We start from the raw sequence: 26,937 nt of genomic DNA on the forward strand, positions 1-26,937 counted from the left end.
ACGGCTCAGGCCGTGGTTATAGTTTTTTAAGCGACTGCCTCATGCGGTCACTGCCTTGAATCCACCGACCCGGCGCACGCCTGAACATCCGGTCGGAGGCGGGGCCGGCCTTGTGAGCCCGCCCCTGAATAAACTCAGTCCTCGTCGCCCAGCGACAGCAGCGAAGCGTTACCGCCCACCGCCGTGGTGTTGACCGACGTGGTGCGTTCGTTGACGAAGCGCAACAGGTAGCTCGGACCACCGGCTTTTGGCCCGGTACCCGACAGACCGCAACCACCGAACGGCTGCACCCCGACCACGGCACCGATCTGGTTGCGGTTGACGTAGAGGTTGCCGACGCGCGCCAGCGCCTCGATGCGATCTGCGGTTTCCTCGTTGCGGGTATGCACGCCGAGGGTCAGGCCATAACCCGTGCCATTGATCGCCGCGACCACCTTCTCAAGATCGGCCGCCTGGAAACGCACGATGTGCAGGATAGGGCCGAAGTTCTCTTTCTTCAGTTCGGCGATGCCGCCGATCTCGAACGCCACCGGGGCGACGAAATGACCGTGCAGGCCAGCCGGCAACGGGGTTTCGCCAATCAGTTTGCCCTCGCCCTTGAGCTGGGCGATATGCGCGTCCAGGCCGGCCTTGGCTTCGGCGTCGATCACCGGGCCCACATCGCTTTCGCGCAGGTGGGTCGGGCCGACTTTCAGTTCGGCCATCGCGCCCTTGAGCAGGTCCAGCACGCGCTCGGCGATATCGGCCTGCACATAGAGCACACGCAGGGCCGAGCAACGCTGGCCGGCGCTGGTGAAGGCCGACTGTACGGCATCCTTGACCACTTGTTCCGGGAGCGCGGTGGAGTCGACGATCATCGCGTTCTGCCCGCCGGTCTCGGCGATCAGTGCGGCGATCGGCCCGGCTTTCTCGGCCAGCTGACGGTTGATGATCCGCGCGGTGTCGGTGGAGCCGGTGAAGCACACGCCAGCGACGCGGGCATCGCGGCAGAACACGCCACCCAGGGTGGCGCCATCGCCCGGCAGGAAGGCGATCACATCCATCGGCAGGCCGGCTTCGAACATCAGTTCCAGGGCACGCGCGGCGATCAGACTGGTCTGCTCAGCCGGCTTGGCCAGCACACAGTTGCCGGCGACCAGGGCGGCGGCGATCTGGCCCAGGTAGATGGCCAGCGGGAAATTCCACGGGCTGACGCAGACGAAGATGCCGCGACCTTCGTGGAACAGCTCGTTGCGCTCGCCGGTCGGGCCTTTCAGCTCTTCGCGACCCAGACGCAGACGCGCCTGCTGGGCGTAGTAACGGCAGAAATCCACCGCCTCGCGCACTTCGTCGATGCCGTCCTGCATGGACTTGCCGGCTTCCACGGTGCACAGCGCCATCAACTCGGCACGGTTGCTCTCGAGCAGATCGGCCAAACGCTCGAAGATGCTCGCGCGGCTATCGATGGCGGTGGCATTCCAGCGCGGCCAGGCAGCGCTCAACCCGTCCAGCGCCTGAGCCGCCTGGGCGGCGCTGGCGAACTGGGCGGTGCCGACGACCTTGCTCAGCTCATACGGGCAGTGCACGTCCTGCGCGGTGCCAGGCAGCGACTGCCCATTGATCACCGGCGTAGCGTGCCATTGACGGTTGAGGTGCGGCTGGTAGGCGAGCTCAAGCTCAGCCAAAGAGTGCTGGATGTTCATATTGATGCCTTGGGAATTTTTCCGCGCGACACCGAACTGAGCAGGCGGAAGGGGAATTTTGTCATTACCGAGCGTTTTGAACTTGCGCAGTTGCGTCACCGGATGATCAAGAAGTGACTCAATCGGCGTACTCGGGTCAACCAGCTGGTGGACGAACGAGGAATTCGCGCCGTTCTCCAGCAAGCGGCGGACCAGGTACGGCAGCAGATCCTTGTGTGCACCGACCGGTGCATAGATGCGCACGGTCTTGCCATGCGTTTCCAACACGGTGTCGTACAGCGCATCGCCCATGCCATGCAGGCGCTGGAACTCGAACTCGCGAGGCTGCTGGTAGTCGGCGGCCATCGACAGGATGCAGCTGACGGTATGCGCGTTATGGCTGGCGAACTGTGGGTAGATCACATCACGGGTGAACTCCGACAGCAGGAAGCGCGCACAGGCCAGGTAGGACGTATCGGTGCCTTCCTTGCGGGTGAACACCGGGTAGCCGTCCAGGCCCTGGACCTGACACTGTTTGATCTCGGTGTCCCAGTAGGCGCCCTTGACCAGGCGCAGCGGCATCTTGGCACCGAGCTCCTTGCCCAACAGGGCCAGCCACACCAGCACCGGCAGGCAGCGCTTGGAGTAGGCCTGGACCACCAGGCCGAACTCGCCCCAGCCGGCGATGGCCGGGTCGCGCATGAGCTTTTCATACAGTTCCAGCGACAACTCCAGGCGGTCGGCTTCCTCGGCGTCCACCGAGATACCAACGCCCAGCTTGCGTGCACGCACGGCCAGCTCCAGCACATTGGCGAACAGCTCACTGAGCACGCGCTCGCGCTGGGCCACTTCGTAACGCGGATGCAGGGCGGACAACTTGATCGAAATCGACGGCTTCGGCCCCTTGCCCACCTGCGCCTCGGCACCGACGGTGTCGATGGCCTTGCGGTAGTCGGCCATGTACTTCTCTGCGTCGTCGGCAGTCAATGCCGCCTCGCCGAGCATGTCGAAGGAGTAGCTGTAGCCTTTTTCGCGCTCCGGGCGACCGTTCTTCAGCGCCTCGGCGATGTTGCGGCCAAGCACGAACTGCTTGCCCATCATCTTCATCGCCTGGTTCATCGCCGCACGAATGACCGGCTCGCCGGAGCGCTTGACCAGACGCCCGATGACGTTCTTCGGCCGGCCATCGGCGGCGGACGGATCAACCACCTTACCGGTCATGACCAGACCCCAGGCGGCGAAGTTGACCAGCACATTGTCGCTCTTGCCGAGGTGGCGCTCCCACTCGGCGGCGCTCAGCTTGTCGCGGATCAGCGCATCGGCGGTGGCGGCGTCAGGGACGCGCAGCAGAGCCTCGGCCAGGCACATGAGCATCAGCCCTTCCTGGGTATCGAGGCTGTACTGACGAAGCAGTGCGTCGAGGGTATCGACGGCATTGTCCCGGCCACGTACATCCTGAATCAGGCTACGGGCACCGTGGCTGATAGCCTCGATGCCGGTTTCACCGGGGTCGGCGAGCTGCAGGAGCTCAGTGAGATAGGCTGCCTCGTCAACGCTGTAGTTGGCGCTGATGACAGGAAAAAAATCGGCGGCCTTGGCGGCCGAGATCCGGTTAAGGAACTCGTCCTGCAAGACGTGACTGGCTTTAAACATCACGCCCATCCTCTTAATGGAGACTGTTGTTGTAGGAACTACTGCTAATGGGTTTAGCTCAGATGCACTGGTCTGACCATCGCGACCTGCCAAACACACACGGCAAAGAGTGGATGATGGAATTTAGTGGCATCGTCATGACAGCTTCTTACAGAAAGCTCTGGAGTTTTTGCGAAAAGCTCCAGAGCCGGGAACTAATGGCGAACGGACGTTCGAGCTTCAGCCTATTTGAGCAGGCGCATATCGCGCGGCTTTACCGCTGGAACAGGCCCGCTAGCGCCTGAACAGGCTGATCAGCAGGGTCAAACCGATGCTGACCAGCAACATCGATGTCAGCGCAATGAATCACTTGCCGCGTGGCGACTCGATACGGATATCGCCCGGCAAGCGGCGAACCAGTGCAGCAGCCACGGCGTGAAGTGCAGTACGGCGCCGAGCAGCAACAGCGCCGCACCAATCATCATCAACCAACGCGCCATGCTTGTACCCCACCGCCAGCGCTGCAACCTGCAGTCTGCCGCCACACTCAGGCAAACTTCTCGTCATAGGCCGTAGGGGTCATGCCGGCGCTGGCCAGGCATTCACGCAGGTGCTTGATTTCCTGCCTGCTGCACTCATTGCTGTGGTGCGGATGGTGCAGAAAGAACTCGTACTGGTTCAAGACCACGCGAAAACGCGCACCGAGAATAGGGTCGATAGTTGCACCGAGGTGATGCAGCAAAGACTCGACCTCGCGCCAGTGGACGTTGCTGGGCAACGGCCCCTGGCAAATCGAGTGCAGGAGATTCTGGTGTTTGTGGCTCATGGCTCGACCTCATATCGACTGCTCGGCTTTTCCTAGGATAGCGGAGTGCACAGTTGTGCTTCATAAGCCCAAGGGTCAATGGCCGGCGCCGGCAGCATCCCGCTGCCGCTCAAGCTGTACAAGAGCGGGGGCAGGATAAGCGCTTTGCGGTTACGGCCTAGGCCTCGCAGCGCCGGCGAGGCGTACCCGAAAGATGCGCCTCAGTGCGCCTGAGACGGTTAAGGTGTCTCGCGGGAGTAGCCCCTTAATGATGGCGTCCATCCGGGCGGATGTTGTTGCGGGCCATTAGCGGCCTTGAATGCTCTCCAGTCGAAAGTCTGCGCGAATTGATCGGCTTGCTCTGCCGGCAGCGGGCGGGCAATCAAGTAGCCCTGCATCCAGTCACTGCCGACTCTATTCATGGTGCAGTATTGCTCGGCTGTCTCTATGCCTTCGGCAATGACCTTGAGTCCCAAGCGTTGGGCCAAGGTCATCAGGGTTTCGCAGATGGCCAAGCCTTCTTCGGTGTTCATGTCGATGATGAAACTACGGTCGATCTTCAGCACGTCCAGCGGCAGTTGGCGCAGGTAGCTGAGCGACGAGTAGCCGGTGCCGAAATCGTCGAGGGCAATCTTCACCCCGGTCTTGCGTAACGCGTGCAGGAGCAGAATGCTGGCTTCCGGTTGTTGCATCAACATCGATTCGGTCAGTTCCAGGGTCAGGCCCGCGGGCGCTATGCCTGCCTGACGTATGGTGTTGAGCAACGTGTCGGCAAACGCCGGTTGCGTCAGTTGCTTGATCGATACATTGACGCACATGTGCTTAATCGGTGAGTCCTTGTCCTGCCATTCTTTCAGTTGCCGGCAGGCCGTTTCCAGCACCCACTGACCAACGTCCATTATCCGGCCCGACTGCTCCAGCAGGGCAATGAAATCAGCCGGATAAATCATGCCGCGGCTGGGATGCTGCCAGCGGATCAATGCCTCGACGGAATCGATGACGCCTGAGGCCAAGTTCAGCTCCGGCTGGTAGTGGAGGACGAATTGTTGTTCCGTTAGGGCCGAGTGCAAGTCGGTGAGCAACTGCAGGCGCTGGCGGGATTTGTCGTCGAATTCCTGCTGAAACACCACCGTCTGCCCACGTCCCTGGCGCTTCGCCAGGTACATTGCCGTATCGGCGCTGCGTAACAACGAGGCGCCCGTGTGGCCATGGTCCGGGTAAGCGGCGATGCCGATACTGGCATAAACGTAAATCTTGTCGGGGCCCAAGGCGATGGGCTCGTTCAGGCTCGCGTGCAGGCGTTCGGCCACGCCCATGACCTGTTCGAGGTCGGGAAGATTGGGCAGCAACACCAGAAACTCATCGCCCCCCAGGCGGCCGACCATCGACTCGTTCTCATTCAGGGGACTGCTGCCTGGATTGCCCAAGGGGTTGTGATTATGCAGCTGCAACAGCTGGTCTGAGGCGCGCAGGCTGTGGACGAAGCGCTGCGATACCTCGATCAGCAGACTGTCGCCGACCTGGTGGCCGAGCGTGTCGTTAATTTCCTTGAAGTCATCGAGATCGATCATCAGCACCGCGTACTGATGGTCCAGGGTCAGTTTCCGGCTCAACGAATTTGATAAGTGTTCGGCGACCAGGCGCCGATTGGGTAAGCCGGTCAGGGCGTCGTAGTTGGCCATTTGCGACAGCTCACGGGTAGACCGGCGCTGGATGGCGAAGACACGCTCCACCGCTAGCGCGAACCCGGCAATCAGCAGGCTTAACAGCGCCAGTCGCTGCCACATGTCTCTGCGGATTGGATCAATTGCCACGTTGAGGTCGGCCACCGACTTATACCGATGCAAGTGCCACGCCTCGGAGAAGGGCAACCGGATGGTTTGCTCGAGATGAATGGCCGCTTGCTGCTTACCCGTGAGGAAATCCGGCAGGTCGAGGTTGCGTCTATCCATGATGCGCACGCCGGTCTGGCGATTCTCCAGCAGGTATTCGGCGGCCGGAGTGGCGAGGTCAATCTGCTGCTGGGCCAGAAACGCGTTGTCCACAGCGGTGATGGGCAGCCTGGGCCAGCCGTTCAGGACGGCCTCCAGTACATTGGCCCGCAGCACGGCGGTCACCAGCCCTTTGAACTGTTTGTTGGCCTGATCGTAGATAGGCACGGACAGCAGAATACCCAAGGTATCGCGCTCGTCGCCGTTGGCAATCGAGGTGTACTGGGAGTTATCACAGGTACGCAGCAGGGTTGAGCTCACCGCCGCAATGCCCTCGGGGGCGGCGCGAGGCAACTGGGGATGGTATTGCTGCAAGTAGCTGAGTTGCCGCACATATTCGGCATACTCGGCAGCTTCGTACTCTTCGGGCTCATCCTGCTCGTGAGTATTGTCTGCTTCTTGCGCGTTGGCGATTCGCTCCAGCAGCACCTGGTCAAACATCAGGAAAGGCACTTCACCCCGTTCGGGGGCGAAGCCGTCATATACCAGATACACCTCAGATACCGCGACATCGGCGGAAACGTGGTTATACAGTTGCTGGATGGTATTGGCGTCACCATCGCCGAAGTGCCCCAGCTTGACGACGTCGTCATGGATGCTGCGGCGATTGCGCGGGGCCGCGCTACGCACTGCCGGCAATAACGAGATGGTTTTGATAGTGACGTAGGTTCGCTCCAGCACCCCGGCCAGCTTTTCGGCCATGGTTTGCGCTTCAAGCCGCATCTCGTTGCGGATCTTCTGTTGGGTATTGGCGGCTATCTGCTGGGCGTCACGGTAAATGGCCAGCGCAGCGATTATCCACAGCAGCATGAAACCGGCAAGAATGACGTATTTACCCCATCCATTCATGCGCCACGTGGTGGATGCCCCCAGAGTTGCTCTGCTCGGTTTACTCGTCATAAGCCTGGCGACTCCCCCAACTACCCGCATGTTGAACAAATCGAGTTACCGACGCTAAAGGTATATGCCGACCTGCTCTCGCGAGCGTCTCCAGCCGCCCGGCAATGCAACCTGTTTTGCTTAGCCTAGCCGCGAGCGCAATTTTAGCGAGAGCTGCTCAGCAAGAAAGCGGCTGTATAGCTGCTTGGCGAGCATCGCGGCCCTGTAATGTCGAAACGATATCATGACGGGGGCTTGCGCTGTAACCAGGGTTAAACGTCCACACCTAGCGGGCATCAGCTGTGACGCACTTCTAGCCCTTTTTTCGGACAAAAAAAGGGCTCCGAGAAGGGAACGGGTTTATTTAAAGAACAGACCGGCCGCCTCGCGTCGGTTGGTCTTTCGTGCCCTGCAGCCCCCTTTGCAGCCGCTCACAGCTGAGCTCCTGGGCACCTGGCAAAATACGCCCCTGCCCGCTAGCTGCGGCAAGCGCCAAGCCTAGCGTGCACGATGCCTTGGGGCCGTGAGTGAACCCTAGGCAATTTGCAGTGTCTGTCATCTGGGGATGGCATAACGGGCCATGAACCCCTCCTGGGAGAAAGGTCTCTCCCAGGCAAGCCTCGAGCTGCGTAGCAGTCGTGACAAAAAACGTCGCTACGGCTTGGTGGCAGGGCCTTATCAGGCTATTGCCGGATCGCTTACCGAATGGCCATCGGAGCCATTAACTTTTCCTTTTTTATGTGAAGTCATCATGTCCCTATCTCATCATCTTTTTGCACTGGTCTCTCGTCTTGCCTGCCTTGAGCTCAGCACGCAGCGCCGAGCCCTTGGCGCCGGCCTGCTCGGTGCCCTGCTCGCCGTCTGCGGCCCCGTTCATGCTGAGGAGGCCGCCGGCAATCAGCGCTGGGTCAGCGACAGCCTGAACACCTATGTACGCAGCGGCCCGACTGACGGCTATCGCATAGTCGGCACCCTGCAATCCGGGCAGAAGGTCGAGCTGATTAGCACCCAGGGCGACTACAGCCAGGTCCGCAGCGAGGCCGACAGCACCGTCTGGATTCCCAGCAGGGACCTGCAGGACATGCCCGGCCAGGCCGAGCGCTTGCCGCAACTGGAACAGCAAGTAGCCGAACTCAGCGACCAACTCAAGACCATCGACGACAACTGGAAGACCCGCACCCAGGGCCTGCAGGAAACCCTGGACTCGCGCAAGGCGTTGATCGAAGAACTGCAAGCGCACCGCAAGGCCCTCGACGTCGAGCTGACCGAGAGCCAATCGGAACTGCGCACCGCGCAAGCGCGCCTGGGCGATGAGAACAATCAGCTATTGATGCGCTACCTGATCTACGGCGCTGGCATCGCCGGTGCCGGCCTGCTCCTCGGGCTGATCCTGCCGGCCATGACCCGCGGGCGCAAACGCAACGACCGCTGGTTCTGAACCGCCGCTGGGCTGCGCAGCGGCCTGGCGCGTCTGCAGGCGACAACTTGCAGCCAAACGATTTGTCGCAGTTTTCGCTGGCCGAACAGCGGTGGTCGCCGCCGCGGGCTATCGCTGCACGGCGCGGGGATGGCCAGGAAGAGGGGATGCCGGCGTACTCGATAAACACCGCCTGGGTCGCCGCGACGGCGCCCTGTATGCCGATGCCGACGTAATCGCCCTCGACGACCAGCCTACGCGGGCGCCCACAACCCCGCGTGACAACCGCCGATCGTCGCAGACCGCCAGCGCGGCCGGGTGCTGCGGCGCCACCTGCGGCAGCCGCAACACCCTCGACCAAGGGCCGCGTCGCTCAACCTGCCCTGATCCGCAGATGGACACCCCCTGACCCGCAAGCCGGACGCCCGCTAACCCGCGAATGGTCGGACTATCGAAGCCGCCTTATCACTTATAAGAACGGCAAGAGAGCGGTTGCCTTGGTGCATCGACAGCCACGTTGAACATCGCCGGCTCTCTATGGCATCACTCTTGCCTAGTATTTATCGCTACCCGATATAACTGACAGATCACATCCGCAGGATTCGCTCCTGCAAGGCAAAGGCGCCTGAACCCGCTGCGGCTATTTCGCAGAGGCTTCAGGCGCTTTTTTTGCGCTACCGCATTGGAGATTCAGGCACATGAAGTGGCTTACCTACCCTGCGTTCTTGCTGCTGCGCGAACTGGGCATCGTCGGCATTATCCGCACGCTGCTGGCGATTACTTTGGCCGGCGCCGCCATTGCGCTGTTTGCGCCGACCCTGCCAACAGGCCCGCTGTGGGCAGTCCTGGCCTACCTGGCCATTGCCAGCCTGTGGTTGCTGCGGCAGGAGATCGGGCAGTTGCAACGCTACTGTGAAGACGCCGCCCAGCATGGCGCCCAGGAGCCCGTCAGCGCTAGCGAGTGGCAGCTACTGCAGCCAGTTAGCCGCGGCTTCCAGCAGTGGTTGAACCGCGAGCAACGGCAACAACAGCTGTTGCAGCAGCGCCTGGATGAAATCTCCCACTCCTCTCACGAGCTTGAGCAAAGCGCGGCACTGGTGACCCGCAATGCCGAAGGGCAAAGCCAATCGGCCACTGTCGCGGCAGCCGCGGTGGAACAATTGAATGTGAGCATTGTGCAGGTGGCGGCGCTGGCCGATGAGTCGCGTCAGACCAGCGTGATGGCCAGCGAACAGCTGGCCGATGGCATCGAGCAGCTCACCAATTTGGTGCAGCAGGTGTCCGAGATGGCGCAGCAAGCCATCACCACCAACGAGCTGATCCAGCGACTGAACAGCAACTCGCGCACCATCAATGAAATGTCCGGCACCATCCGCGGGATTGCCGCACAAACCAACTTGCTCGCCCTGAATGCCGCCATCGAAGCGGCCCGCGCCGGTGAGAGCGGCCGTGGCTTCGCCGTAGTGGCCGATGAAGTGCGCCGCCTGGCCTTGCACAGCCAGGAATCGGCGGCCGAAATCAGCCGCAACATCGAATCGGTGCAACAGCACATCCAGAATGCCACGGTCCAGGTGTCCGACCTGACTAATCTGGCGCATCGCAGCGCGCACAGCTCCGAAGCGGTGCGCAGCCTGCTCGATCAGGTGCAGCAGCGCACCCTGCAATTGACCGAGCAGGTCGACCAAGTGGCGGTCAGCACCGAACAGCAGGGCAAGGCTGTTGCGGAAATCGCCGAACTGGCCGACCGCGTCCGTCAAGGCAATGCCGACAACCTGCTGGCTGCCGATCAGGCGCGCACCATCGCCCACCATCTGGCTCATCTGACAGGATAATCAGCATGAATGGATTCCCCGGTCTCCCCTTCCAGCTCGCTGGCGCCGCCACCCTGGTCATAACGACCCTGCTGTTCTACGGCCTGCACCGACGCCTGCAGCGGCACAGGCGCCAGCATATGCAGTTGAACATTCGTCAGCTGGCCTTGTTGCGCGCACTGATCTCCGGGTTTCAGCGTCATCGCGGCCTGAGCAATGGCGTGCTCTGTGGCGATGCCAGCCTGAGTCAGGATCTTGCTGCCGCACGCCAGGGGCTGGACCAGCATATCCGCGCGGCCGAGGAGCTCGACAGCTCGCACCGGGACGCCTGGAATAGCCTTATCGATCACTGGTCACGGATGCGCGAAGGGCGCAGTAGCGACCGGGCGAACAATCTGACCCAGCATCACCTGATCATTCGCAACAGCATCTTTCTGATGGAGGATGTGGCCAGCGAAATCGATCTGAGCGAGGGCCGTGCCGAGCTGAGTTACCTGCCCTGCATCTGGCGCGAGGTGGTCCAGGCGGCAGAGTGGGCGGGCCAGGCGCGCGCCCTCGGCACCGGCATCGCGGCGGCCGGCCAGAGCAGTGCCGAGCAGCGCGTGCGGATGCGTTTTCTCTACCAGAAGATCGAGCTGCTGGCCGGCACGGCCTTTGCCACCCTGCAGCGCCATGCCACCGAACACCCGCAGGCCAACGGGTTGCGCCTGGAGCATCGCGAACAGGTGGTGGCGGATTTTCTGCGCTGCATAAAACAGGAACTGCTCGGCCAGGAACAACCCGTAATTGCCGCCAAGACCTACTTCCAACGCGCTAGCCAAGCCATCGACGAACTGCTGGCCCTGGTCGATGCGGCGCTGGCTCAGCTACAGCCCCGCTAAGGAATTGCAGATGCTCAATACCGTCCAGCCGCTGAACTACGACCAGCCAGCACCCGTACGCCGGCCAGCCCCCGGCCAGCTGACTGACCCCATGCTTGCCACCGGCTATCGCGGCCTGTCACTGAGCAGCCATTTCCAGCCCATTTTCAGTATCGCGCACGGCCGGGCGGTGGGCTACGAAGGGCTAATTCGCGCCCAGCATGCCGATGGCACAGCCGAGCCGCCGGCAACCCTGCTGGCGATGCCGAGCAATGGCCGGGAAAGCCTGGAGCTGGACCGCACCTGCCGAACCCTGCATGTGCACAATTTTGCGCGCCAGGCCACGGGGCAGGCCTGGCTGTTTCTCAACTTGAACTCGCAGTACCTGGTCAGCGAACAACCGGACATTGGTTTTACCCGCAATCTGCTGCAGGCAAGCGGCATTGCCGCGCATCGGCTGGTGATCGAAATCATTGAAAGTGAAGTCAGCGATCATGCCCAGTTGAAGCGCTTCATCAGCCATTTTCGCCAGCTCGGCTGCCTGATCGCCATCGATGACTTCGGCGCCGGGCATTCCAACTTCGACCGCATCTGGGACCTGGAACCCGACATCGTCAAGATCGACCGCCGCCTGATTCAGGATGCCGGTACTTCCCGTCGAGTGGAGCGGATTCTCACCGGCATGGTCAGCTTGCTGCATGAGGCTGGCAGCCTGGTGGTAGTGGAAGGCGTGGAAAGTGAACACGAAGCCCTGGTGGCGATTGCGGCCAATGCCGACATGATCCAGGGCTTCTATTTCGCCAAACCACAGGCCCGCATCAACGCCGAGCAAAGCTTTGTGACTACCTTCGACAGCCTGCTGCGCGGCCAGCAGTGGCAAACCGTCAAACGCAGCGCCGACTTGCAGCACTATGTGCGCGAAATAGAAGGCCTGTTTCACCAGGCCGTGGCGCATTTTGCCGCCAACCAGCAGTTTGACCACAGCTGCGGCGTACTCTTCAGCGACCCGCGCACGGTGCGCTGTTATCTGCTCAATGAGGCCGGTTATCAGGTCTCGCGCAATGTCTATGCCCCGCACTACCAGCAGCAGATGAATGCGCGATTTGCCCCTCTATTGTGTGGCGACAACGCCAACTGGTCGCACAAGCACTACCACTACCGGGCGCTGAAGCAACCGGGAGTCATTCAGGTCAGCCGGCCCTATCTGTCGGTCGCCGATTCACGCATGTGCATCACGGTCTCGCAGACCGTCAAGGTCGGCGGCACGCTCTATGTCTTCTGCTGTGACCTGGACTGGCAGGAACAGTGAGGAGATCCGCCCAGAGGGCGAAGCGAGTCGGATGATCTGAGCGTGCTTGATAACCTGAGCGAATCGGTGATTCACCTGACGAGCCCGTATTGACCTGCAAGCCCCCTGCTCGCTTCGTCAGCTCAGGGCTGAATGCCGTCGCCGCGCTTCGGCGGGAACATAGAACAGCAGGCGATCGGTTTCTTTCTTGACCACGGCGTAACACTCGCAACTCAGCTGCTCGAGTTTGCATCGATCCAGCACCCTGATATGCCCGCGGCTGTATTCGATCACGCCAAGCTTCTGCAACTTGCCGGCGGCCTCGGTAACCCCTTCGCGGCGCACACCAAGCATGTTGGCGATCAGTTCCTGGGTCATGGTCAACTGGTCGCCGGGTAGGCGATCCAGCGACAACAGCAGCCAGCGGCACAGTTGCTGGTCAATCGAATGGTGTCGGTTGCACACGGCCGTCTGCGCCATTTGCGTCAGCAGCGCCTGGGTATAGCGCAACATGAGGTGCAACATCTCGCCATGGCGGTTGACCTCATCCTTGAACTGCCTGCCTGGCAAGCGGAAGGCATAGCCGGCGCTCTGCACGATCGCCCTGCTCGGGGTGCTTTCGCCGCCCATGAACACGGCGATGCCGATCAGGCCTTCATTGCCCACCACAGAAATCTCCGCCGACGCGCCGTCTTCCATCACATAGAGCAACGAGACGATGGCGTCGATCGGAAAATAGACGTGGCGCAAGGCGTCCCCGGATTCATACACGACCTTGCCGAGCGGCAAGGGGATCAACTCGAGGTTCACCAGCAGGCGCTGCTGCACATCGGCCGGCAAGGCCGCCAGAAGGTGGTTCTGTTGCGGCGTGGGCATCGTGGACATAGCTGCCACCGTTCGATTGAAGACCATGGGAAATACCCTTCCCCACCACACAGGATAGCCCCAGGTCGTCCTGCCTGCGTACGTTTACGCACAGAAAGGAGCACTGGGGGCACTGGCGAATGCCCGCGTCCAGGCGCCGAGGTTCGGCTGCCCGCAGGAAAAACCTGATGAATGGCAGGCGACCACGATTTATCCGCGCCGTACTGCCGCGAAGAGCGTGACCGCCCATCCCTGTACTGTCAGCCGACGGTGAATGGCCCCACTCGGTTCACACCACGCCTTGCGCCAGCATGGCATCGGCGACTTTGACGAAGCCGGCGATGTTGGCGCCCTTGACGTAATTGACAAAGCCGTTTGGTTCTGTGCCGTAGCCAATGCAGGCATGGTGGATCGACTGCATGATGCCGTGCAGGCGCTCGTCGACCTCGCCGGCCGTCCAGTGCAGGCGCATGGCGTTCTGGCTCATTTCCAGGCCACTGACCGCTACACCGCCGGCGTTGGACGCCTTGCCCGGGGCGTAGAGAATCTCGGCGTCGATGAACAGGTCCACGGCGTCCAGGGTCGAGGGCATGTTGGCACCTTCGGCCACGCAGAAGCAGCCGTTCTTCAGCAGGCTGCGGGCGTCTTCAGCGTTCAGTTCGTTCTGCGTGGCGCATGGCAGCGCAACATCGCATGGCAGGTGCCACGGGCGCTGGCTGAAGATGAACTGCAAGCCAGGCTGCTCAGCCATCTCGCTGAGCCGCCCGCGACGCAGGTTCTTCAGTTCCATCAGCAGTTGCCACTGTTCTTCACTGAGGCCGGCCTCTGCGTACAGGGTGCCTTCGGAGTCGGACAGCGAGATCACCTTGCCGCCCAGATCCATCACCTTGCGCGCGGCGTACTGCGCCACGTTGCCGGAACCGGAAATAGCCACACGCAGGTCATCGATGGTCCGGCCACGGCCCTTGAGCATTTCCTCGGCGAAGTACACACAGCCGAAACCAGTAGCTTCCGGGCGGATCAGGCTGCCGCCGTAGGCGATGCCCTTGCCGGTCAGCACCGAGCTGAACTGGTTGGCCAGGCGCTTGTACTGGCCGTACATATAGCCGATCTCGCGCGCGCCCACACCGATGTCACCAGCCGGCACGTCGAGGTCGGCACCGATATGACGATACAACTCGCTCATGAACGACTGGCAGAAGCGCATCACTTCATTGTCGCTCTTGCCCTTGGGGTCGAAGTCCGAGCCGCCCTTGCCGCCGCCCATCGGCAGCGAAGTCAGCGAGTTCTTGAACACCTGCTCGAAGGCGAGAAACTTGAGCACGCCAAGGTTCACCGAGGGATGGAAACGCAGGCCGCCCTTGTATGGGCCGATGGCGCTGCTCATCTGCACCCGATAGCCACGGTTGACCTGCACCCGCCCCTGATCATCGACCCACGGCACCCGGAACAGGATGGCCCGCTCGGGTTCGACCATGCGCTCGACGATACCGCTCTGCAGGTAGCGCGGGTTGGCTTGGAGAAACGGCCAGAGGCTGCGCAACACTTCCTCTACGGCCTGGTGGAATTCCGGCTGGTCGGGATCGCGCTGCTTGAGGCGGGCCAGAAAATGGTCTGCGGATTCGCTCATGGGACTGCCCTCGATTGACCGTGCTCATACGGTCACTCACTGAAATTTGGCAGCACTCTAGCAGCAGCAAACGCACCGCAATAGAGCGAAATGTCGCCTTTATGAACCTATATGGTACGAAGACATAAATTATGCGTTGAGCCATAAGCACGACTCAGGACAAATCATCGTTTGGCTGGGGTGTTGATCCTGCTCGGCGCCGGAGCAGGGTCAGCTTTGCAGAACCGATGCCCGCTAGCGCTCGATCACCTGGCCGCGCATGGGTGCCAGGCGCGCCAACAGGCGGTTCTGCGCCGGCGTGGCGATGCCTTCGGCGTCCATCGCGTCTTGCAGGTTTTCCACCAGCGCATTGAAATCGCTGCGAGTGAGATTCTGCCCCTTGTGGCTGTCTTGCATGCTGTCACCAGTGTAGGTGCAGGGGCCGCCGGCCTCGACGCAAAGCTGTTCGACCAGCTTGTCGCGCAGACGCACGATGTCGATATTCTCGAAGTGGCGGACGATGCGCTGGTCCCTGGCGATATTGAGCAGCATGCCTTCGACGATACGGGTGATGCCCGGCTGTTCGCCCAAGGCGCGGTACAGGCTGTCATCGGTTAGCGCGCGCTGGGCGCAGGCGGCCAGGCTCAACACCAGGACCAGCAGCACAATGCGCATTGCTAGAAGCTCCCCTGCACGGACAGGTAAGTAGCGTTCTGGTTATCCAGACTGGCGATCTCGCCGAGGCGCGCGTAGGCCAGCACCACCGCCAGGTGTTTGTTGGGAAAGTAGCCGAGGAACAGGTCGGCCCAATCACTTTCACCCGCGAAGCTGAGGTTGTCCGGTTTCTCGCGGTATTCGATACCGAGCGCCCAATGGCGGTCGAACAGTACGGCGACCGAGCCCTCCTTGAGCAGCGAGTGCCGGTCGCGGCGGTCGCCGCCGAAGCCGAGCAGACCCAGTTCGTTGGCCCGGCTGTAGCGCAGGCCGCCGTTGAGCAGCAGGTTGTAGCCGAAGGCGCCGCCGAGAATCAGCCGACTGGCGCTGAGGTAGCCTTCGGTGTCTGCGCTGCGCTGGGCGCCGACCAGGCTGGGGATGAGAAAATCCTTCTGCCGCTTGTGCTGGACACCAAGCGATAGCTGGGGCAATTGCCCGTAGATCAGGTCGCCGAACAGCCGCAACTTCACCCCGAAGATGTCCTGACTCAGGCTGTTCTGCGGCAGATTGAGACCACGCGCCAGGTTGCCCAGGTCGAAGCGCTGGCGCGCATAGGATAATTCCATACGGTTGTCGAACGACGCCGCCACACCCGTCACATCCAGGCGGTAGTCAGGCGTTTCCACTCGGGTGGCGAACACATCGGCGCCCCACTCACCCCGTTCGCCATAACCGGACAACAGCGCCCACGGGGTGATGCCGCCACCCGCCGCCCCTTCCAGGCTGCTCGCCCCGCCGGTGGCCAGCAGGCGGCCCTGGTCGGCAACCGCCAGGCTTGAACACAGACTGAATAACCCCACGCCAAGCCATTGTGAGTACGGCATAGCCTCAAGACACCTTCAACGCGGCAGTCGGCAACGGCAGAGCGACCCAGGCCTCGAAGGCCTCGGCCGGCAGCGGCCGGCTGATCAGGTAGCCCTGGGCGCAGTCACATTTCCAGCGTTCGAGCAAACGCAGGCTGCAGGCCAACTCGACCCCCTCGGCAACCACCTTGAGGCCCAGGCTGTGGCTCATTTCGATGGTCGAGCGGACAATCACGGCGTCTTCGCTGGCCTCATCCAGGTCAAGGATAAAGGACTGGTCGATTTTCAACTCCTGCACCGGCATGCGTTTGAGCTGGGCCAGCGAGGAATAGCCCGTGCCGAAATCGTCCACCGATAGGCTGATGCCGAGGTCGCGCAAACCGTGCAGCACTTGCAGCGCCAGCGTGGGGTTGAGCATCACCCCGCTTTCGGTAATCTCGAAAATCAGTTGCTCGGCCGGCACCTGGTAGCGCCGCAACAACTGGCCGACGCGCACAGGCAGCTTGGGGTCGACCAGGTCCTCGGTGGAGATATTCAGTGACAGCTGCACGCGCAGGCCGCGGCCATTCCACGCCTGCAACTGCCGCAGAGCCTCTTCAATCACCCAGGCGGTAAGGCTCTGGATACTGCCGGTACGCTCGGCCAGGGGGATGAATTCGCCTGGCGAAATCATCCCCAGCTGCGGGTGCTGCCAGCGCAGCAGGGCTTCGGCCTGGCGCACTTTGCCGGTAGCGATATCCAGCTTGGGTTGGTAATGCAGCAGCAGTTCGGCGTTGTCGGGGGCCAGGCGCAGGTCGCGGATCAGGCGAATCTGCCGCTGGTGTACGGCGTCGCGGCCGCGTTCGTACATCAGCAGGCGACCAGGCAGCTGCGCGGCGTCCTGCATGGCGATACTGGCGCGGCGCAACAGGTCATCCGCGGTTTCGCCATCGGCCGGGTAGGCGGCGATGCCGACACAGCAATCCAGGACGACCTCCTGATTGCCGATGCGCAAGGGCTGGCTGAGTAATTGCTGCAAGCGGTCGCCGACCACAATGGCACTGTCGCCGTCGCTGTTTTCCAGCAACAGCAGTAACTCGCTGGTCATCAACTGAGCCAGGCTGTCGCCGGGGCGCAGGCTGTCTTGCAGACGCTGACTGAGTTGCTGCAAGGCCAGATCGCTGGCGCCCGGCCCACAGCTGTCGTTGACCGCACGCAAGTTGCCTACGCCCACATACAGCAGCGCCGTTGGCCGTCCGGCGGCAATCGCACTGCCGAGCCGCTCCTGCGCCAGGGTGCGGTTGGGCAGACCGGTCAGCGCATCATGCAGGGCGTTATGTGCCAGTTGTCGCTCACGCTCGGCAAGGCCCAGCTGCATGGTGTGAAACGCCTTGGCCAAGCTGCCCAGCTCATCGTTGCGGTGCAGTTCGAGGGGCATCTGGTAATCACCCTGGCCCACCCGCTCGGCCACAGCCGCCAGGCGCTGTACCGGCTTTGATATATTGCGCGCCAGCAACAAGGCACCACCCAACGCGGCCAGCAGTGCGGCCATGGCGATCAACAGAATATTGCGATCGAGTGGGGCAAAGGCCTGCTGCGCCTGGGTCATGGATTTATGCAACAAGGCCTGGACCTCAAAGCCATCGCCACTGGCGAGCACCAGGCGTTGATCGAGGTAGCGCTCTTCGCCGATCATCATCGGATCGTTAGCAGCGGCTGGCTCAATCGCCATGTCGTTCCTCAGCAACGCCTGCGTCGAGGCTGGCAAGGTACTGACCCAGATCGCCGGCAGACCCTCCTGACTGGCAATCAGGGTCAGCTCGAGCAGGGTCAGTTCGCGCAGCTCGCGAGCGAATGCCTGGTCCACCTCGAAGCCCATCATCACTCGCGCGATCGGTAGAGGGGCATTGACCGTGGCTTGCACCAACAGGTAGATGCTGTCGCCGATCGGCATCAGGAAAATCTGCACACCTGCGCGCTGCTGCGCCATCACCTGGGCACTCAGACGTGCGGCGGTCTGCCCGCTGATGCGCCGGTCGGTGCTTACTTCAAGAGTGCCATCGAGGCCGAGCATCATCACCGCGCTGGCATTGATCCGTGCGCCATGGTTGGCCAGCGCCGAGCGAATGGTTTCGCTATCGCCGCTGGTCACCGCCGCCTTGAAGCCAAAGTCGGCGGCCAGCACCTGCACCGCGTCGCGCAATTGCCGACCGCGCACATCCAGCAGTTGTTCGAAGACCCGCGTACCGACATCCAACTGCTCGCGGGCCTGGCTGCGCACGGCCACATTGGTGGCGGCCTGCACGGCGAAATACAGCGCGCCGACCACCACCAGCATCAGCAGGATCAACACACTGGCGATGCGCGCCTGAAAACTACGGGGCAGCATCACGCTGCGCTTTCTTGAAGGCATCGCCAAAGGCACTCGCTGGCGCCTGCGGCGAAGCGACAACGGCGGACGCCTGCATGGCCAGGGTAAAGCGCTGCAGGGTTTGCTGTGCGCCGAGCACCAGCGTGCCTGCAGCTTGCGGCAGCCTGTCGGGGGCCTGCGGGTGCCACAGGCTGACGGCGTAATTGCCAACCGGCAAGCCATCGAGCTGCACCCTGCCCTGGGCATCGCTCACGGCGAACCAGGGGTCGTCGGTGACATAGACATAGCCGACCATCCAGTCATGGATATTGCAGCCGAGCACCACCGCACCGGACTTGTCGAACAGCACCGGTTCGCTGGGTGTGCCCTGGTACAGGCGCAGCTCGAACTTCTTGGCCGGCGAGAAGGAATAGACGTGGTGGCGAATATTGTCGCTGTTGGGGAAGGCCACCTCGGTACCGCTGCGCACCACCAGCACGTTTGGCACGAACTGCTTGGCCTGCTGGTCCATCAGCGCCGGCACCGGCTCGGCCTCCGCGCCCAAGGGCCCGCGCAAGGTCAACACCGCACCCGCCAACGGCTGGCCCTGGGCATCGACCAGCTCGGCATTCAGGCTGGCGGCCCAGAGCACTGGGCTTATAGAGCAGAGCAGGCCAAGCAAGGCAACGCGTGATAGCTCGAAGAAAAATCTGCTCATTCAGCTCGCTCATGTTCGGTGCAATCCGCACCTCGATAGGAATACTCGCCGCCCTGGCAACTCCATAGTTTGAATGTTGACAAGACTAGCCGGGCGCGCGCAGAAGATCACGCGTTAGCGTTGGATAAACCCTGGGGAGCGCTATCGAACTAAGCGATTATTGGGCGCCGCGCAAACGCTTGGGGGTCAGTCCGAGATAGCGGCGCATGGCCGTGGTCAACGCGCTCTGGCTGGAGAAGCCGCATTCTTCGGCGATGCGGATCAACGGCAGAGCGCTCTCGCGCAACAGCCGGGAGGCACTGTCGAGACGGGTCTTCAGCAGGTATTGATGGGGGGTCAGGCCGACGCTGTCCTTGAACTGCGCATGAAAATGGCTCGGACTGAGGCAGGCAACCTGGGCCAGCTCGGCGACGCTGATGCGCCGCGCCAGGTGCTCGAGGATGTAACCGTCCAGCCGCTCCAGATTAAGCGCACCCGGCACCCGAGCAGATTGTTCGCCGAACAGGCGCAGGTGTAGCGCACGTAGCAGCACGCCACCGAGGGCGCGCGCCAGCAGTGGGTCGCTGCCGTAACGTTCCAATTCGGCCCCGGCGTAGCTCAGCAGGTTCTGGAAGTCGGCATCCAGTTGCGGGTAACGCGGCGTCTCGAACAGATGGGTAAGCAGGGCCAGGTCTTCACTGGAGGTGCCCTGTTCATCCAGATCGATGATCAGCATGCGGTTGTCACCCATGCCGGCGAACTGGTGATCGGCATCGCCCGGCACCAGGCAGGCGCGCATGCGACACACCTCGCCGCCCCGGCCGTTGACCTCGAACTCCGCACGGCCGGTCAGCGACAGCACCAACTGGTGGTGATCGTGGGTGTGTTCATGGGCCTGGTCATCCAGGCGCAGCAGGCGCGCTTTGAGCATTACAACGACAATTCCGCAGAGGAGTACTGGCACTTTAACCAGTTGTGCAGGCTGCCGTCATCCCCAGCGACCGGCGGCAGGGAAGTATCCAGCCAACCCTCCTGGAGCAAGCCAGCAGCATCGCCCTCCGACGCACCAAAACAGCCAGGCAGATCGGCCCGCGCACAACAACGGCGCAGCTCTCGACGCCGACGGCCGCGTAAACCCAGCGCCAGGGCAGGTTTGCAGCAACTGGCAGGAGAGTTGCTAGCACTCCCCTGACGCACTTTGTGCCCATCCAGGACTCGCCAAATGGAACTCAGCATTGCCCTGGCCTTGGCCGCGGGCCTGTTTCTGCTCGGTCAGTGGCTCAGCCAACGCGCCTCTCGACGCCACCGGCAGGCCCTTGGCCAACTGCAAAGCGCCACCCTGCTGCGCACGCTTGAACTGTTGCAGACCTTGCAGAAGCATCGCGGCCTGGGGGCGCAGCAGGACATCGTCAGCGTCAGCCAGCGCAATGCCCTGGCCCGTCAGCTCGACCAGCTCTGGCTGAACTGGCCAGGCCCCAGCCTGCAACTGGCGCCACTGCAGCAGGACTGGCCGCAACTGCGGCGCAATCCAGCCGACTTCGAGGCCCACAGCCGCATGATCGAAGCCCTGCTGACGGTCATCGCGCAACTCGAGGAGCGCCTGAGCCGGCACGCCGTGCCCGTACGGCATGACCTGGGACCGGCATTGCGCCACCTGGAGGACCTGGCGCGCCTGCGCGGCCTGGCGATGCGCGCGGCCAACTACCGCCGCTGCCCAGAGGGTCTGCACATGCAGATCCGCCTGCTCTGCCAGCACCTCGACGACCCCGCCCACCCGGAACCCCTGCACAGCCTGCTGCAACGCCTGCAGCGGGAGCTAATAGACGCCACCCATGTTGGCCTGACGCCCAACGACTACTTTGCCCTGCTCACCCCGCTGATCGACGCTCGCCTGGCGGACTTGCGCCATGCTCTCGAGCGCCGCATTGCACCCACCTGATTGAAATGCGTCAGGCGTTGCCCCATGTAGCACTTAACGTGCAACTACAGGTGCCGCATGAACGAGCCACAGGACATTGAAATCCTCGCAGAACAAGCCCGCGAAACTGACCAGGACAGTCAGAGCAGCCAGAGCAGCCAGGCCCTGGCGCTGCCCGATCAGCAATTACCGGACAAGCTGTATGTGATCCCGATTCACAACCGCCCGTTCTTCCCCGCCCAGGTGCTGCCGGTAATCGTCAACCAGGACCCCTGGGGCAAGACCCTGGAGCGCGTAGCCAATACCGCGCACAAATGCCTGGCGCTGTTCTACATGGACAACCCGCCGACTGAGGGCGCCAGCTTCGACCCCGACAACTTGCCCGAGCACGGCACCCTGGTGCGCGTACACCACACCACTGAGGAAGGCGGCAAACTGCAGTTCGTCGCCCAGGGCATGACCCGCGTGCGCATCCGCGGCTGGCTTAGCCGCAAGCCGCCTTACCTGGCGGAAGTCGAATACCCGAAAAGCTCGCCCGACCCACGCGATGAGGTCAAGGCCTACGGCATGGCGCTGATCAATGCGATCAAGGAGCTATTGCCACTCAACCCGCTGTACAGCGAAGAACTGAAGAACTACCTGAACCGCTTCAGCCCCAACGACCCCTCGCCGCTGACCGATTTCGCCGCCGCCCTGACCAGTGCGCCCGGCAACGAGTTGCAGGAAGTACTGGATACCGTGCCGATGCTCAAGCGCATGGAGAAGGTCCTGCCACTGCTGCGCAAGGAAGTGGAAGTCGGCCGCTTGCAGAAAGAACTGTCGGCGGAGGTCAATCGCAAGATCGGCCATCACCAGCGCGAGTTCTTCCTCAAGGAACAGTTGAAAATCATCCAGCAGGAACTGGGCCTGAGCAAGGACGACCGCAGCGCCGACGTCGAACAGTTCGAGCAGCGCCTGGCAGGCAAGACCCTGCCCGAGCAGGCCCGCAAACGTATCGACGAAGAACTCCACAAGTTGTCGATTCTGGAAACCGGCTCACCGGAGTACGCGGTCACCCGTAACTACCTGGACTGGGCCACCGTGCTGCCCTGGGGCGTTTTCGGCAAGGACAAGCTCGACCTCAAGCGCGCGCGCCAGGTGCTCGACCAGCACCACGCCGGGATGGACGACATCAAGCAACGGATCACCGAGTTTCTGGCCGTCGGCGCCTTCAAGGGCGAGATCGCCGGCTCCATCGTGTTGCTGGTCGGCCCGCCCGGCGTGGGCAAAACCAGCATTGGCAAGTCCATCGCCGAATCCCTCGGCCGACCGTTCTATCGCTTCAGCGTCGGCGGCATGCGCGACGAGGCGGAGATCAAGGGCCACCGCCGCACCTACATCGGCGCCCTGCCCGGCAAACTGGTGCAGGCGCTGAAAGAAGTCGAAGTGATGAACCCGGTGATCATGCTCGACGAGATCGACAAGCTCAGCAGCAGCTACCAGGGCGATCCGGGTTCGGCACTGCTGGAGACCCTCGACCCGGAGCAGAATGTCGAATTCCTCGACCATTACCTGGACCTGCGCCTGGACCTGTCCAAGGTGCTGTTCATCTGCACCGCCAACACCCTCGACTCGATTCCCGGCCCCCTGCTCGACCGCATGGAGGTAATCCGCCTGTCCGGCTACATCACCGAGGAAAAAATGGCCATTGCCAAGCGCCATCTGTGGCCCAAGCAGTTGGCCAAGGCCGGCGTACCCAAGAATCGCCTGGCCATCAGCGATGCCGCCTTGAAGGCCGTGATCGAGGGCTACGCCCGGGAAGCCGGCGTACGCCAGCTGGAAAAACAGCTCGGCAAACTGGTGCGCAAGGCGGTGGTCAAATTGCTCGACGACCCCGAGCGCAGGATCAAGATCGGCCCCAAGGAGCTGGAGGCCTCCCTCGGCATGCCGCTGTTTCGCCGCGAGCAGGTGCTTTCCGGCGTCGGCGTGCTCACCGGCCTGGCCTGGACCAGTATGGGCGGCGTGACCCTACCCATCGAGGCGACGCGCATCCATACCCTCAATCGCGGCTTCAAACTCACCGGCCAGCTCGGCGAGGTGATGAAGGAATCGGCGGAGATCGCCCACAGCTACATCAGCTCGCACCTCAAGCAGTTCGGCGGCGACCCGAGCTTCTTCGACCAGGCCTTCGTCCACCTGCATGTCCCCGAAGGCGCCACACCCAAGGATGGCCCCAGCGCCGGGGTGACCATGGCCAGCGCCCTGCTCTCGATCGCACGCAACCAGGCGCCGAAAAAAGGCGTGGCGATGACCGGCGAACTGACCCTCACCGGCCAGGTCCTACCGATTGGCGGGGTGCGCGAAAAAGTCATCGCCGCGCGCCGGCAGAAGATCTTCGAGCTGATCCTGCCGGAAGCCAACCGTGGCTCCTACGAGGAACTGCCGGACTACCTCAAACAAGGCCTGACCGTGCACTTCGCCAAACGCTACAGCGATGTGGCCAAGGTGCTGTTCGACTAGCGCACCTGTAGACCCTAGGTTCATAGGCGAGGTCTACGACATCGGACGGATAAGCCCCGACGCAACCCGCAATGGCGCTGACTGCGGATTGCGGGTTGCGCCGGCCCTATCTATTCAGGCGGGCGACAAAAGCCCTCGGCGGCTTACGCCTTGCCCTGCACAGCGGCTATGCTGGCAGGCGTTTGCCGACCACAGGAGTTCACCATGCCCACCGCCCACCGCCTGCTACTGCCGCTCGGCCTCGCCCTGTTGAGCGCCTGCGCCAGCCAACCCAGCAGCCAGACTGTGCAACAGCAAAGCCAGTGTCCGCTGCGCCTGCACAGCGGCCAATATGTGATCCTGACCCTGCCGAGCAACCCCACCACCGGTTTTCGCTGGGTCTTGCGTGATGCTGCCAGCAACCTGCTCGACAGCCTCGGCCCGGAGGTCTACAGCAACCCGGAAGACGCCGGGCTGGTCGGCAGTGCCGGCCAATCGACCTGGCGCTTCCAGGCCAAACAGGCAGGCGAAGGCCACCTGCTGTTGACCTATCAGCGGCCGTGGGAAAGCGAAGTCGCCCCGGCAAAAACCTTCGATTGTTCGATCAGAGTCAAATAAATCCACGCCACTGTCCTGCCAAGCCGTAACGCCCTAGCCACCGGTCCTCGACAAGATTGGCGGTAAGCCCACGCAGTGGACGTTGCGCGTGCGGCGCAAGCAGAACCCGGTTTAATCGGCTATAGCCAATAGACGGGTTCTAATTGCGAGGGAAACCACATGACGCGGTTCTGGCGTGAAGCAGTAGTGGTCGTAGCGCTATTCGGCCTGAGTGGATGCGGCAGCCTTTTACCCAGCGAACGAGCCGAAGTGCAGTCACCATTCATCGATTACCTCGATGCGGAAATGCGCTACTCCCAGGCCATCAACGGCATGACCAGTCGCGCCGAGCTGTTCTCACTGGGGTTTGACCCGCTGGCCCAGGGCAACGGCAGAATGCTCTCGTTCATCGATGTGCGCTTGATGTTCGTGCAGCCGAATATCCCCATCACCTACTTGCCGGACGGCCTGGTGCAATGCCTGGAAGCCAAGGACCGCTGCATCGGCTATTCCTTCGAATTCACCAAGACCGATACCCAGCGGGTCGGCAGTTTCTGGGCCGACGTGCTCAACTTCCGCAAGCAGCGGGCGCTGCAGGGCTGGTCGTTCCGCGCGGTGTTCGTGCTGGTCGACAACACCCTGGTGCACAAGGTCAGCAATGGCGAACCGAACATCCGCCGCCTCGAGGTCAAGCGCAACCCGCTGGGACCGTTGCAGGGCGCCGGCGAATACTTTTCCGATCAATTGAAGTGAGGCGCCTGACTGCCCGACAGGGAAGCCATACTCCAGCTGGAGACACCTGCGTCCGAGCTGCACCGCACAGGCTGGATCGTTCCTGTAATGCGGTGAATCGCAGCAGACCAACGGGCCCGGACATCCCAGGCCCGTTACGGCCGCTAGCAACTGGCTAAGCGAAGCTATCGCTGAGCAAGTTGATCAGCCAACCCGGCCCTTCCTCCTCACGAATATCCTTGGTCGGCTCGGGTGCCTCTGCCGATGAACTCGCGACCATACTCATACTGGCGGCGTCGAACGAATAGGTCGTAGTCGTCCAGCTTGCCGTCCTCCGGGTGATCGGCGGGAACGCCGCGGCGGTAGTTTTTGGCGCGGGGTCCGGTGCTAGGCCGGCGAGATCGCGCAAAATTGCGTCCACGCAGACCTTGGCCTGCGAGTTGGCCATATGCCCGGACTTGGCCTGCCCCGTCGACTGCGAATCACCCAGAATGTGCACGTTCGCCTCAGGGGTCAGCGTACTCGCATAGTTCAGCGGATTGACCGGGGCGAACTTGCTGCCGTCCGGCACAAGGCCGCTGTCGAACAACAACTGCCCGGCCTTCTGCGCCGGAATCAGGTTGATCACCTCCGCCGTCACCGAGCTGGCCATGCCGTCACGGGTGATATCGAGCCGTCGGTTCAGGGCATCCGCCGCGTTGACCGTCACATTCGGCACATACTCGACTATGTCGCGGTAGACCCCGGTGAAGGCCGCAGTGAAGGTACGGTTCATACCGGCAATGGCGGCATTGGCATCGAGGATCAGGATCTTCGCGCCGGGCTTATTGCGGCGGAAGTAGTCGGCTACCACGGTAGCCCGCTCATAGGGTGCTGTATGCGCACGAAACGGGGTCTTCGGAATCGCGATGACGAAGGTGCCGTCGTTTGTCATGGCCATCAGTTGCTCTTGCAACAGAGTGGTCTGCGCCCCGGCAATCCAGGCATGCGGCATCACGTTGAAATCGTGACCGGATACCGGCTCGAAGTCGATGCCCGGCGCCAGGATCACATGCTCGTAATCCAGGGTCGCGCCGCTGGCCAGATTGACCCGCTTGTTGTCCGCGTCGATTGAAACGGCCGGCTCGGCCACCAGCTCCACGCCATACTTGTCACGCAGCGCGGCAAATGGTTTGGTCAGCTTGCCAATGGGCGTCTCGCCGGTGAGCACCAGGTTGCTGCCGACACAGGAAACATGCGCAGTCGCCGGGTCGACCAGGGTCACCTGCAGGTCAGGACCGAACAGACGCAGGTACTTGGCCGCAGTGGCACCGGCGAAGCCGCCGCCGATCACCACCACGCGCGCGCCGCTGGCAGCATGCAATGAGAAGGGTAAGGTCGCGAGCGCCAGGCCGCCTCCGCAAACCTGGATAAACTTACGACGATTCAAGCTATTCATGATTTATCCTCCAGTCGCTGGTTGCGGATCAGTCATCATCACGATCGTCATGATCATCGTCATCGTCATGATCGTCGTCATCGCCATTACCTCCCGTTCGGCCGAGGTAATCGGCGATCAGGCGCAACTCGGCGTCGCTGTATGCCTTGGCTTGCTGATTCATCACCGTGACCTTGCGCGAGGCTTTCATTTCCAACAGCTCCTCGAGCAGATCCTCCGCGCTTTCATCATCGATACTGTCAATTTCGCTTTGCGACTTGCCGTTGGTGCCGTGGCACTGGAAACATTGCGTCGCCAGCAGGCGACCGCTCGGCGGCTCGGCCGCCGGATCGCTGTGTTCGGCAGCCCATGCAGGCGCACTGCCCGCCGCGAGCAGGGTGAAGGCTATGAGTGGAGTGGTTAAGTGTTTCACCG

22 protein-coding genes are annotated in these 26,937 nt (G+C 62.3%); 9 read left to right on the top strand and 13 right to left on the bottom strand.

Features of this window, described 5'->3' with window-relative positions; translation table 11 throughout:
• Positions 1 to 134 precede the first annotated feature (134 nt).
• Positions 135 to 3,314, bottom strand: coding sequence for a bifunctional proline dehydrogenase/L-glutamate gamma-semialdehyde dehydrogenase PutA (gene putA, locus B2D37_RS11500; protein ID WP_079202812.1), 3,180 nt, complete (start codon positions 3,312 to 3,314; stop codon positions 135 to 137).
• 47 nt (positions 3,315 to 3,361) lie between these two features.
• Here putA and B2D37_RS23330 point away from each other — a divergent pair, with 47 nt between their 5' ends.
• A complete protein-coding gene (locus B2D37_RS23330; protein ID WP_079202813.1) occupies positions 3,362 to 3,598 on the top strand; it encodes a hypothetical protein in 237 nt (78 codons plus the stop codon).
• Between the two features lie 48 nt (positions 3,599 to 3,646).
• Here B2D37_RS23330 and B2D37_RS11510 read toward each other — a convergent pair whose 3' ends face one another.
• The 3 genes from B2D37_RS11510 to B2D37_RS11520 all read right to left on the bottom strand — a co-directional run bounded on the left by B2D37_RS11510 (position 3,647) and on the right by B2D37_RS11520 (position 6,938).
• Positions 3,647 to 3,793, bottom strand: coding sequence for a hypothetical protein (locus tag B2D37_RS11510; protein ID WP_256573070.1), 147 nt, complete (start codon positions 3,791 to 3,793; stop codon positions 3,647 to 3,649).
• A gap of 47 nt (positions 3,794 to 3,840) precedes the next feature.
• Positions 3,841 to 4,119, bottom strand: coding sequence for a hypothetical protein (locus B2D37_RS11515; protein WP_079202814.1), 279 nt, complete (start codon positions 4,117 to 4,119; stop codon positions 3,841 to 3,843).
• Between the two features lie 218 nt (positions 4,120 to 4,337).
• The gene (locus B2D37_RS11520) at positions 4,338 to 6,938 is read right to left on the bottom strand and encodes a bifunctional diguanylate cyclase/phosphodiesterase (RefSeq protein WP_177345216.1); all 2,601 of its coding nucleotides are present in this window, start codon (positions 6,936 to 6,938) and stop codon (positions 4,338 to 4,340) included.
• A 781-nt stretch (positions 6,939 to 7,719) separates the two neighbouring features.
• Between B2D37_RS11520 and B2D37_RS11525 the strand changes: the two genes are divergently transcribed.
• From B2D37_RS11525 to B2D37_RS11540, 4 genes are all read left to right on the top strand, one after another.
• A complete protein-coding gene (locus B2D37_RS11525; protein ID WP_079202816.1) occupies positions 7,720 to 8,406 on the top strand; it encodes a TIGR04211 family SH3 domain-containing protein in 687 nt (228 codons plus the stop codon).
• 1,199 nt (positions 8,407 to 9,605) lie between these two features.
• Positions 9,606 to 10,217 carry a methyl-accepting chemotaxis protein gene (locus B2D37_RS24175; protein WP_371915452.1) on the top strand — a complete coding sequence of 204 codons (612 nt, stop codon included), beginning with the start codon at positions 9,606 to 9,608 and terminating at the stop codon, positions 10,215 to 10,217.
• A gap of 5 nt (positions 10,218 to 10,222) precedes the next feature.
• Entirely contained in the window at positions 10,223 to 11,077 is an 855-nt protein-coding gene (locus B2D37_RS11535; RefSeq protein ID WP_079202818.1) for a nitrate- and nitrite sensing domain-containing protein, read from the top strand.
• Between the two features lie 10 nt (positions 11,078 to 11,087).
• On the top strand, positions 11,088 to 12,365 hold the full coding sequence (locus B2D37_RS11540) for an EAL domain-containing protein (protein WP_079202819.1): 1,278 nt from the start codon (positions 11,088 to 11,090) through the stop codon (positions 12,363 to 12,365).
• Positions 12,366 to 12,482: 117 nt separating this feature from the next.
• On the opposite strand, the gene B2D37_RS11545 is transcribed toward B2D37_RS11540, so the two are convergent.
• The 7 genes from B2D37_RS11545 to B2D37_RS11575 all read right to left on the bottom strand — a co-directional run bounded on the left by B2D37_RS11545 (position 12,483) and on the right by B2D37_RS11575 (position 20,291).
• A complete protein-coding gene (locus tag B2D37_RS11545; RefSeq protein WP_079202820.1) occupies positions 12,483 to 13,229 on the bottom strand; it encodes a Crp/Fnr family transcriptional regulator in 747 nt (248 codons plus the stop codon).
• A 268-nt stretch (positions 13,230 to 13,497) separates the two neighbouring features.
• Positions 13,498 to 14,838 carry an NADP-specific glutamate dehydrogenase gene (gdhA, locus tag B2D37_RS11550; RefSeq protein ID WP_079202821.1) on the bottom strand — a complete coding sequence of 447 codons (1,341 nt, stop codon included), beginning with the start codon at positions 14,836 to 14,838 and terminating at the stop codon, positions 13,498 to 13,500.
• Positions 14,839 to 15,072: 234 nt separating this feature from the next.
• Complete coding sequence (locus B2D37_RS11555) at positions 15,073 to 15,492, bottom strand: group 1 truncated hemoglobin (protein WP_079202822.1); 420 nt, start codon at positions 15,490 to 15,492, stop codon at positions 15,073 to 15,075.
• 2 nt (positions 15,493 to 15,494) lie between these two features.
• The gene (locus tag B2D37_RS11560) at positions 15,495 to 16,355 is read right to left on the bottom strand and encodes a DUF3034 family protein (RefSeq protein WP_079202823.1); all 861 of its coding nucleotides are present in this window, start codon (positions 16,353 to 16,355) and stop codon (positions 15,495 to 15,497) included.
• A gap of 4 nt (positions 16,356 to 16,359) precedes the next feature.
• Positions 16,360 to 18,702, bottom strand: coding sequence for an EAL domain-containing protein (locus B2D37_RS11565; RefSeq protein WP_079202824.1), 2,343 nt, complete (start codon positions 18,700 to 18,702; stop codon positions 16,360 to 16,362).
• The gene (locus tag B2D37_RS11570; RefSeq protein ID WP_079202825.1) at positions 18,689 to 19,381 is read right to left on the bottom strand and encodes a methylamine utilization protein; all 693 of its coding nucleotides are present in this window, start codon (positions 19,379 to 19,381) and stop codon (positions 18,689 to 18,691) included. Before B2D37_RS11570 ends, B2D37_RS11565 begins: the two co-directional genes overlap by 14 nt.
• Before the next feature lie 157 nt (positions 19,382 to 19,538).
• A complete protein-coding gene (locus B2D37_RS11575; protein WP_079202826.1) occupies positions 19,539 to 20,291 on the bottom strand; it encodes an AraC family transcriptional regulator in 753 nt (250 codons plus the stop codon).
• Positions 20,292 to 20,582: 291 nt separating this feature from the next.
• Between B2D37_RS11575 and B2D37_RS11580 the strand changes: the two genes are divergently transcribed.
• From B2D37_RS11580 to B2D37_RS11595, 4 genes are all read left to right on the top strand, one after another.
• Positions 20,583 to 21,299, top strand: coding sequence for a hypothetical protein (locus B2D37_RS11580; RefSeq protein WP_079202827.1), 717 nt, complete (start codon positions 20,583 to 20,585; stop codon positions 21,297 to 21,299).
• A 57-nt stretch (positions 21,300 to 21,356) separates the two neighbouring features.
• The gene (gene lon / locus B2D37_RS11585) at positions 21,357 to 23,777 is read left to right on the top strand and encodes an endopeptidase La (protein ID WP_079202828.1); all 2,421 of its coding nucleotides are present in this window, start codon (positions 21,357 to 21,359) and stop codon (positions 23,775 to 23,777) included.
• A 204-nt stretch (positions 23,778 to 23,981) separates the two neighbouring features.
• Complete coding sequence (locus tag B2D37_RS11590; RefSeq protein WP_079202829.1) at positions 23,982 to 24,374, top strand: protease inhibitor I42 family protein; 393 nt, start codon at positions 23,982 to 23,984, stop codon at positions 24,372 to 24,374.
• Positions 24,375 to 24,533: 159 nt separating this feature from the next.
• Positions 24,534 to 25,106 carry a hypothetical protein gene (locus B2D37_RS11595; protein WP_079202830.1) on the top strand — a complete coding sequence of 191 codons (573 nt, stop codon included), beginning with the start codon at positions 24,534 to 24,536 and terminating at the stop codon, positions 25,104 to 25,106.
• A gap of 154 nt (positions 25,107 to 25,260) precedes the next feature.
• Here the strand turns inward: B2D37_RS11595 and B2D37_RS11600 are convergent, their stop codons facing one another.
• Positions 25,261 to 26,523 carry an FAD/NAD(P)-binding oxidoreductase gene (locus B2D37_RS11600; protein ID WP_079202831.1) on the bottom strand — a complete coding sequence of 421 codons (1,263 nt, stop codon included), beginning with the start codon at positions 26,521 to 26,523 and terminating at the stop codon, positions 25,261 to 25,263.
• A gap of 28 nt (positions 26,524 to 26,551) precedes the next feature.
• Entirely contained in the window at positions 26,552 to 26,935 is a 384-nt protein-coding gene (locus tag B2D37_RS11605; protein ID WP_079202832.1) for a hypothetical protein, read from the bottom strand.
• Positions 26,936 to 26,937 lie beyond the last annotated feature (2 nt).

This window comes from Pseudomonas sp. CC6-YY-74, from assembly GCF_002025205.1.
GTDB classification, from domain to species: Bacteria; Pseudomonadota; Gammaproteobacteria; order Pseudomonadales; family Pseudomonadaceae; genus Aquipseudomonas; species Aquipseudomonas paeninsulae.

What these genes read in the sequence shown, in the direction of transcription:
- B2D37_RS11540 (WP_079202819.1), top strand. Translation starts at nt 11,088, where the DNA reads ATGCTCAATACCGTCCAGCCGCTGAACTACGACCAGCCAGCACCCGTA.
- gdhA (WP_079202821.1), bottom strand. Translation starts at nt 14,838, where the DNA reads ATGAGCGAATCCGCAGACCATTTTCTGGCCCGCCTCAAGCAGCGCGAT.
- B2D37_RS11510 (WP_256573070.1), bottom strand. Translation starts at nt 3,793, where the DNA reads ATGGCGCGTTGGTTGATGATGATTGGTGCGGCGCTGTTGCTGCTCGGC.
- B2D37_RS24175 (WP_371915452.1), top strand. Translation starts at nt 9,606, where the DNA reads ATGGCCAGCGAACAGCTGGCCGATGGCATCGAGCAGCTCACCAATTTG.
- B2D37_RS11515 (WP_079202814.1), bottom strand. Translation starts at nt 4,119, where the DNA reads ATGAGCCACAAACACCAGAATCTCCTGCACTCGATTTGCCAGGGGCCG.
- B2D37_RS11600 (WP_079202831.1), bottom strand. Translation starts at nt 26,523, where the DNA reads ATGAATAGCTTGAATCGTCGTAAGTTTATCCAGGTTTGCGGAGGCGGC.
- B2D37_RS23330 (WP_079202813.1), top strand. Translation starts at nt 3,362, where the DNA reads ATGGGTTTAGCTCAGATGCACTGGTCTGACCATCGCGACCTGCCAAAC.
- B2D37_RS11580 (WP_079202827.1), top strand. Translation starts at nt 20,583, where the DNA reads ATGGAACTCAGCATTGCCCTGGCCTTGGCCGCGGGCCTGTTTCTGCTC.
- B2D37_RS11535 (WP_079202818.1), top strand. Translation starts at nt 10,223, where the DNA reads ATGAATGGATTCCCCGGTCTCCCCTTCCAGCTCGCTGGCGCCGCCACC.
- B2D37_RS11570 (WP_079202825.1), bottom strand. Translation starts at nt 19,381, where the DNA reads ATGAGCAGATTTTTCTTCGAGCTATCACGCGTTGCCTTGCTTGGCCTG.
- B2D37_RS11590 (WP_079202829.1), top strand. Translation starts at nt 23,982, where the DNA reads ATGCCCACCGCCCACCGCCTGCTACTGCCGCTCGGCCTCGCCCTGTTG.
- B2D37_RS11560 (WP_079202823.1), bottom strand. Translation starts at nt 16,355, where the DNA reads ATGCCGTACTCACAATGGCTTGGCGTGGGGTTATTCAGTCTGTGTTCA.
- B2D37_RS11595 (WP_079202830.1), top strand. Translation starts at nt 24,534, where the DNA reads ATGACGCGGTTCTGGCGTGAAGCAGTAGTGGTCGTAGCGCTATTCGGC.
- B2D37_RS11555 (WP_079202822.1), bottom strand. Translation starts at nt 15,492, where the DNA reads ATGCGCATTGTGCTGCTGGTCCTGGTGTTGAGCCTGGCCGCCTGCGCC.
- B2D37_RS11545 (WP_079202820.1), bottom strand. Translation starts at nt 13,229, where the DNA reads ATGTCCACGATGCCCACGCCGCAACAGAACCACCTTCTGGCGGCCTTG.
- B2D37_RS11520 (WP_177345216.1), bottom strand. Translation starts at nt 6,938, where the DNA reads ATGAATGGATGGGGTAAATACGTCATTCTTGCCGGTTTCATGCTGCTG.
- B2D37_RS11525 (WP_079202816.1), top strand. Translation starts at nt 7,720, where the DNA reads ATGTCCCTATCTCATCATCTTTTTGCACTGGTCTCTCGTCTTGCCTGC.
- putA (WP_079202812.1), bottom strand. Translation starts at nt 3,314, where the DNA reads ATGTTTAAAGCCAGTCACGTCTTGCAGGACGAGTTCCTTAACCGGATC.
- B2D37_RS11575 (WP_079202826.1), bottom strand. Translation starts at nt 20,291, where the DNA reads ATGCTCAAAGCGCGCCTGCTGCGCCTGGATGACCAGGCCCATGAACAC.
- B2D37_RS11565 (WP_079202824.1), bottom strand. Translation starts at nt 18,702, where the DNA reads ATGCTGCCCCGTAGTTTTCAGGCGCGCATCGCCAGTGTGTTGATCCTG.
- lon (WP_079202828.1), top strand. Translation starts at nt 21,357, where the DNA reads ATGAACGAGCCACAGGACATTGAAATCCTCGCAGAACAAGCCCGCGAA.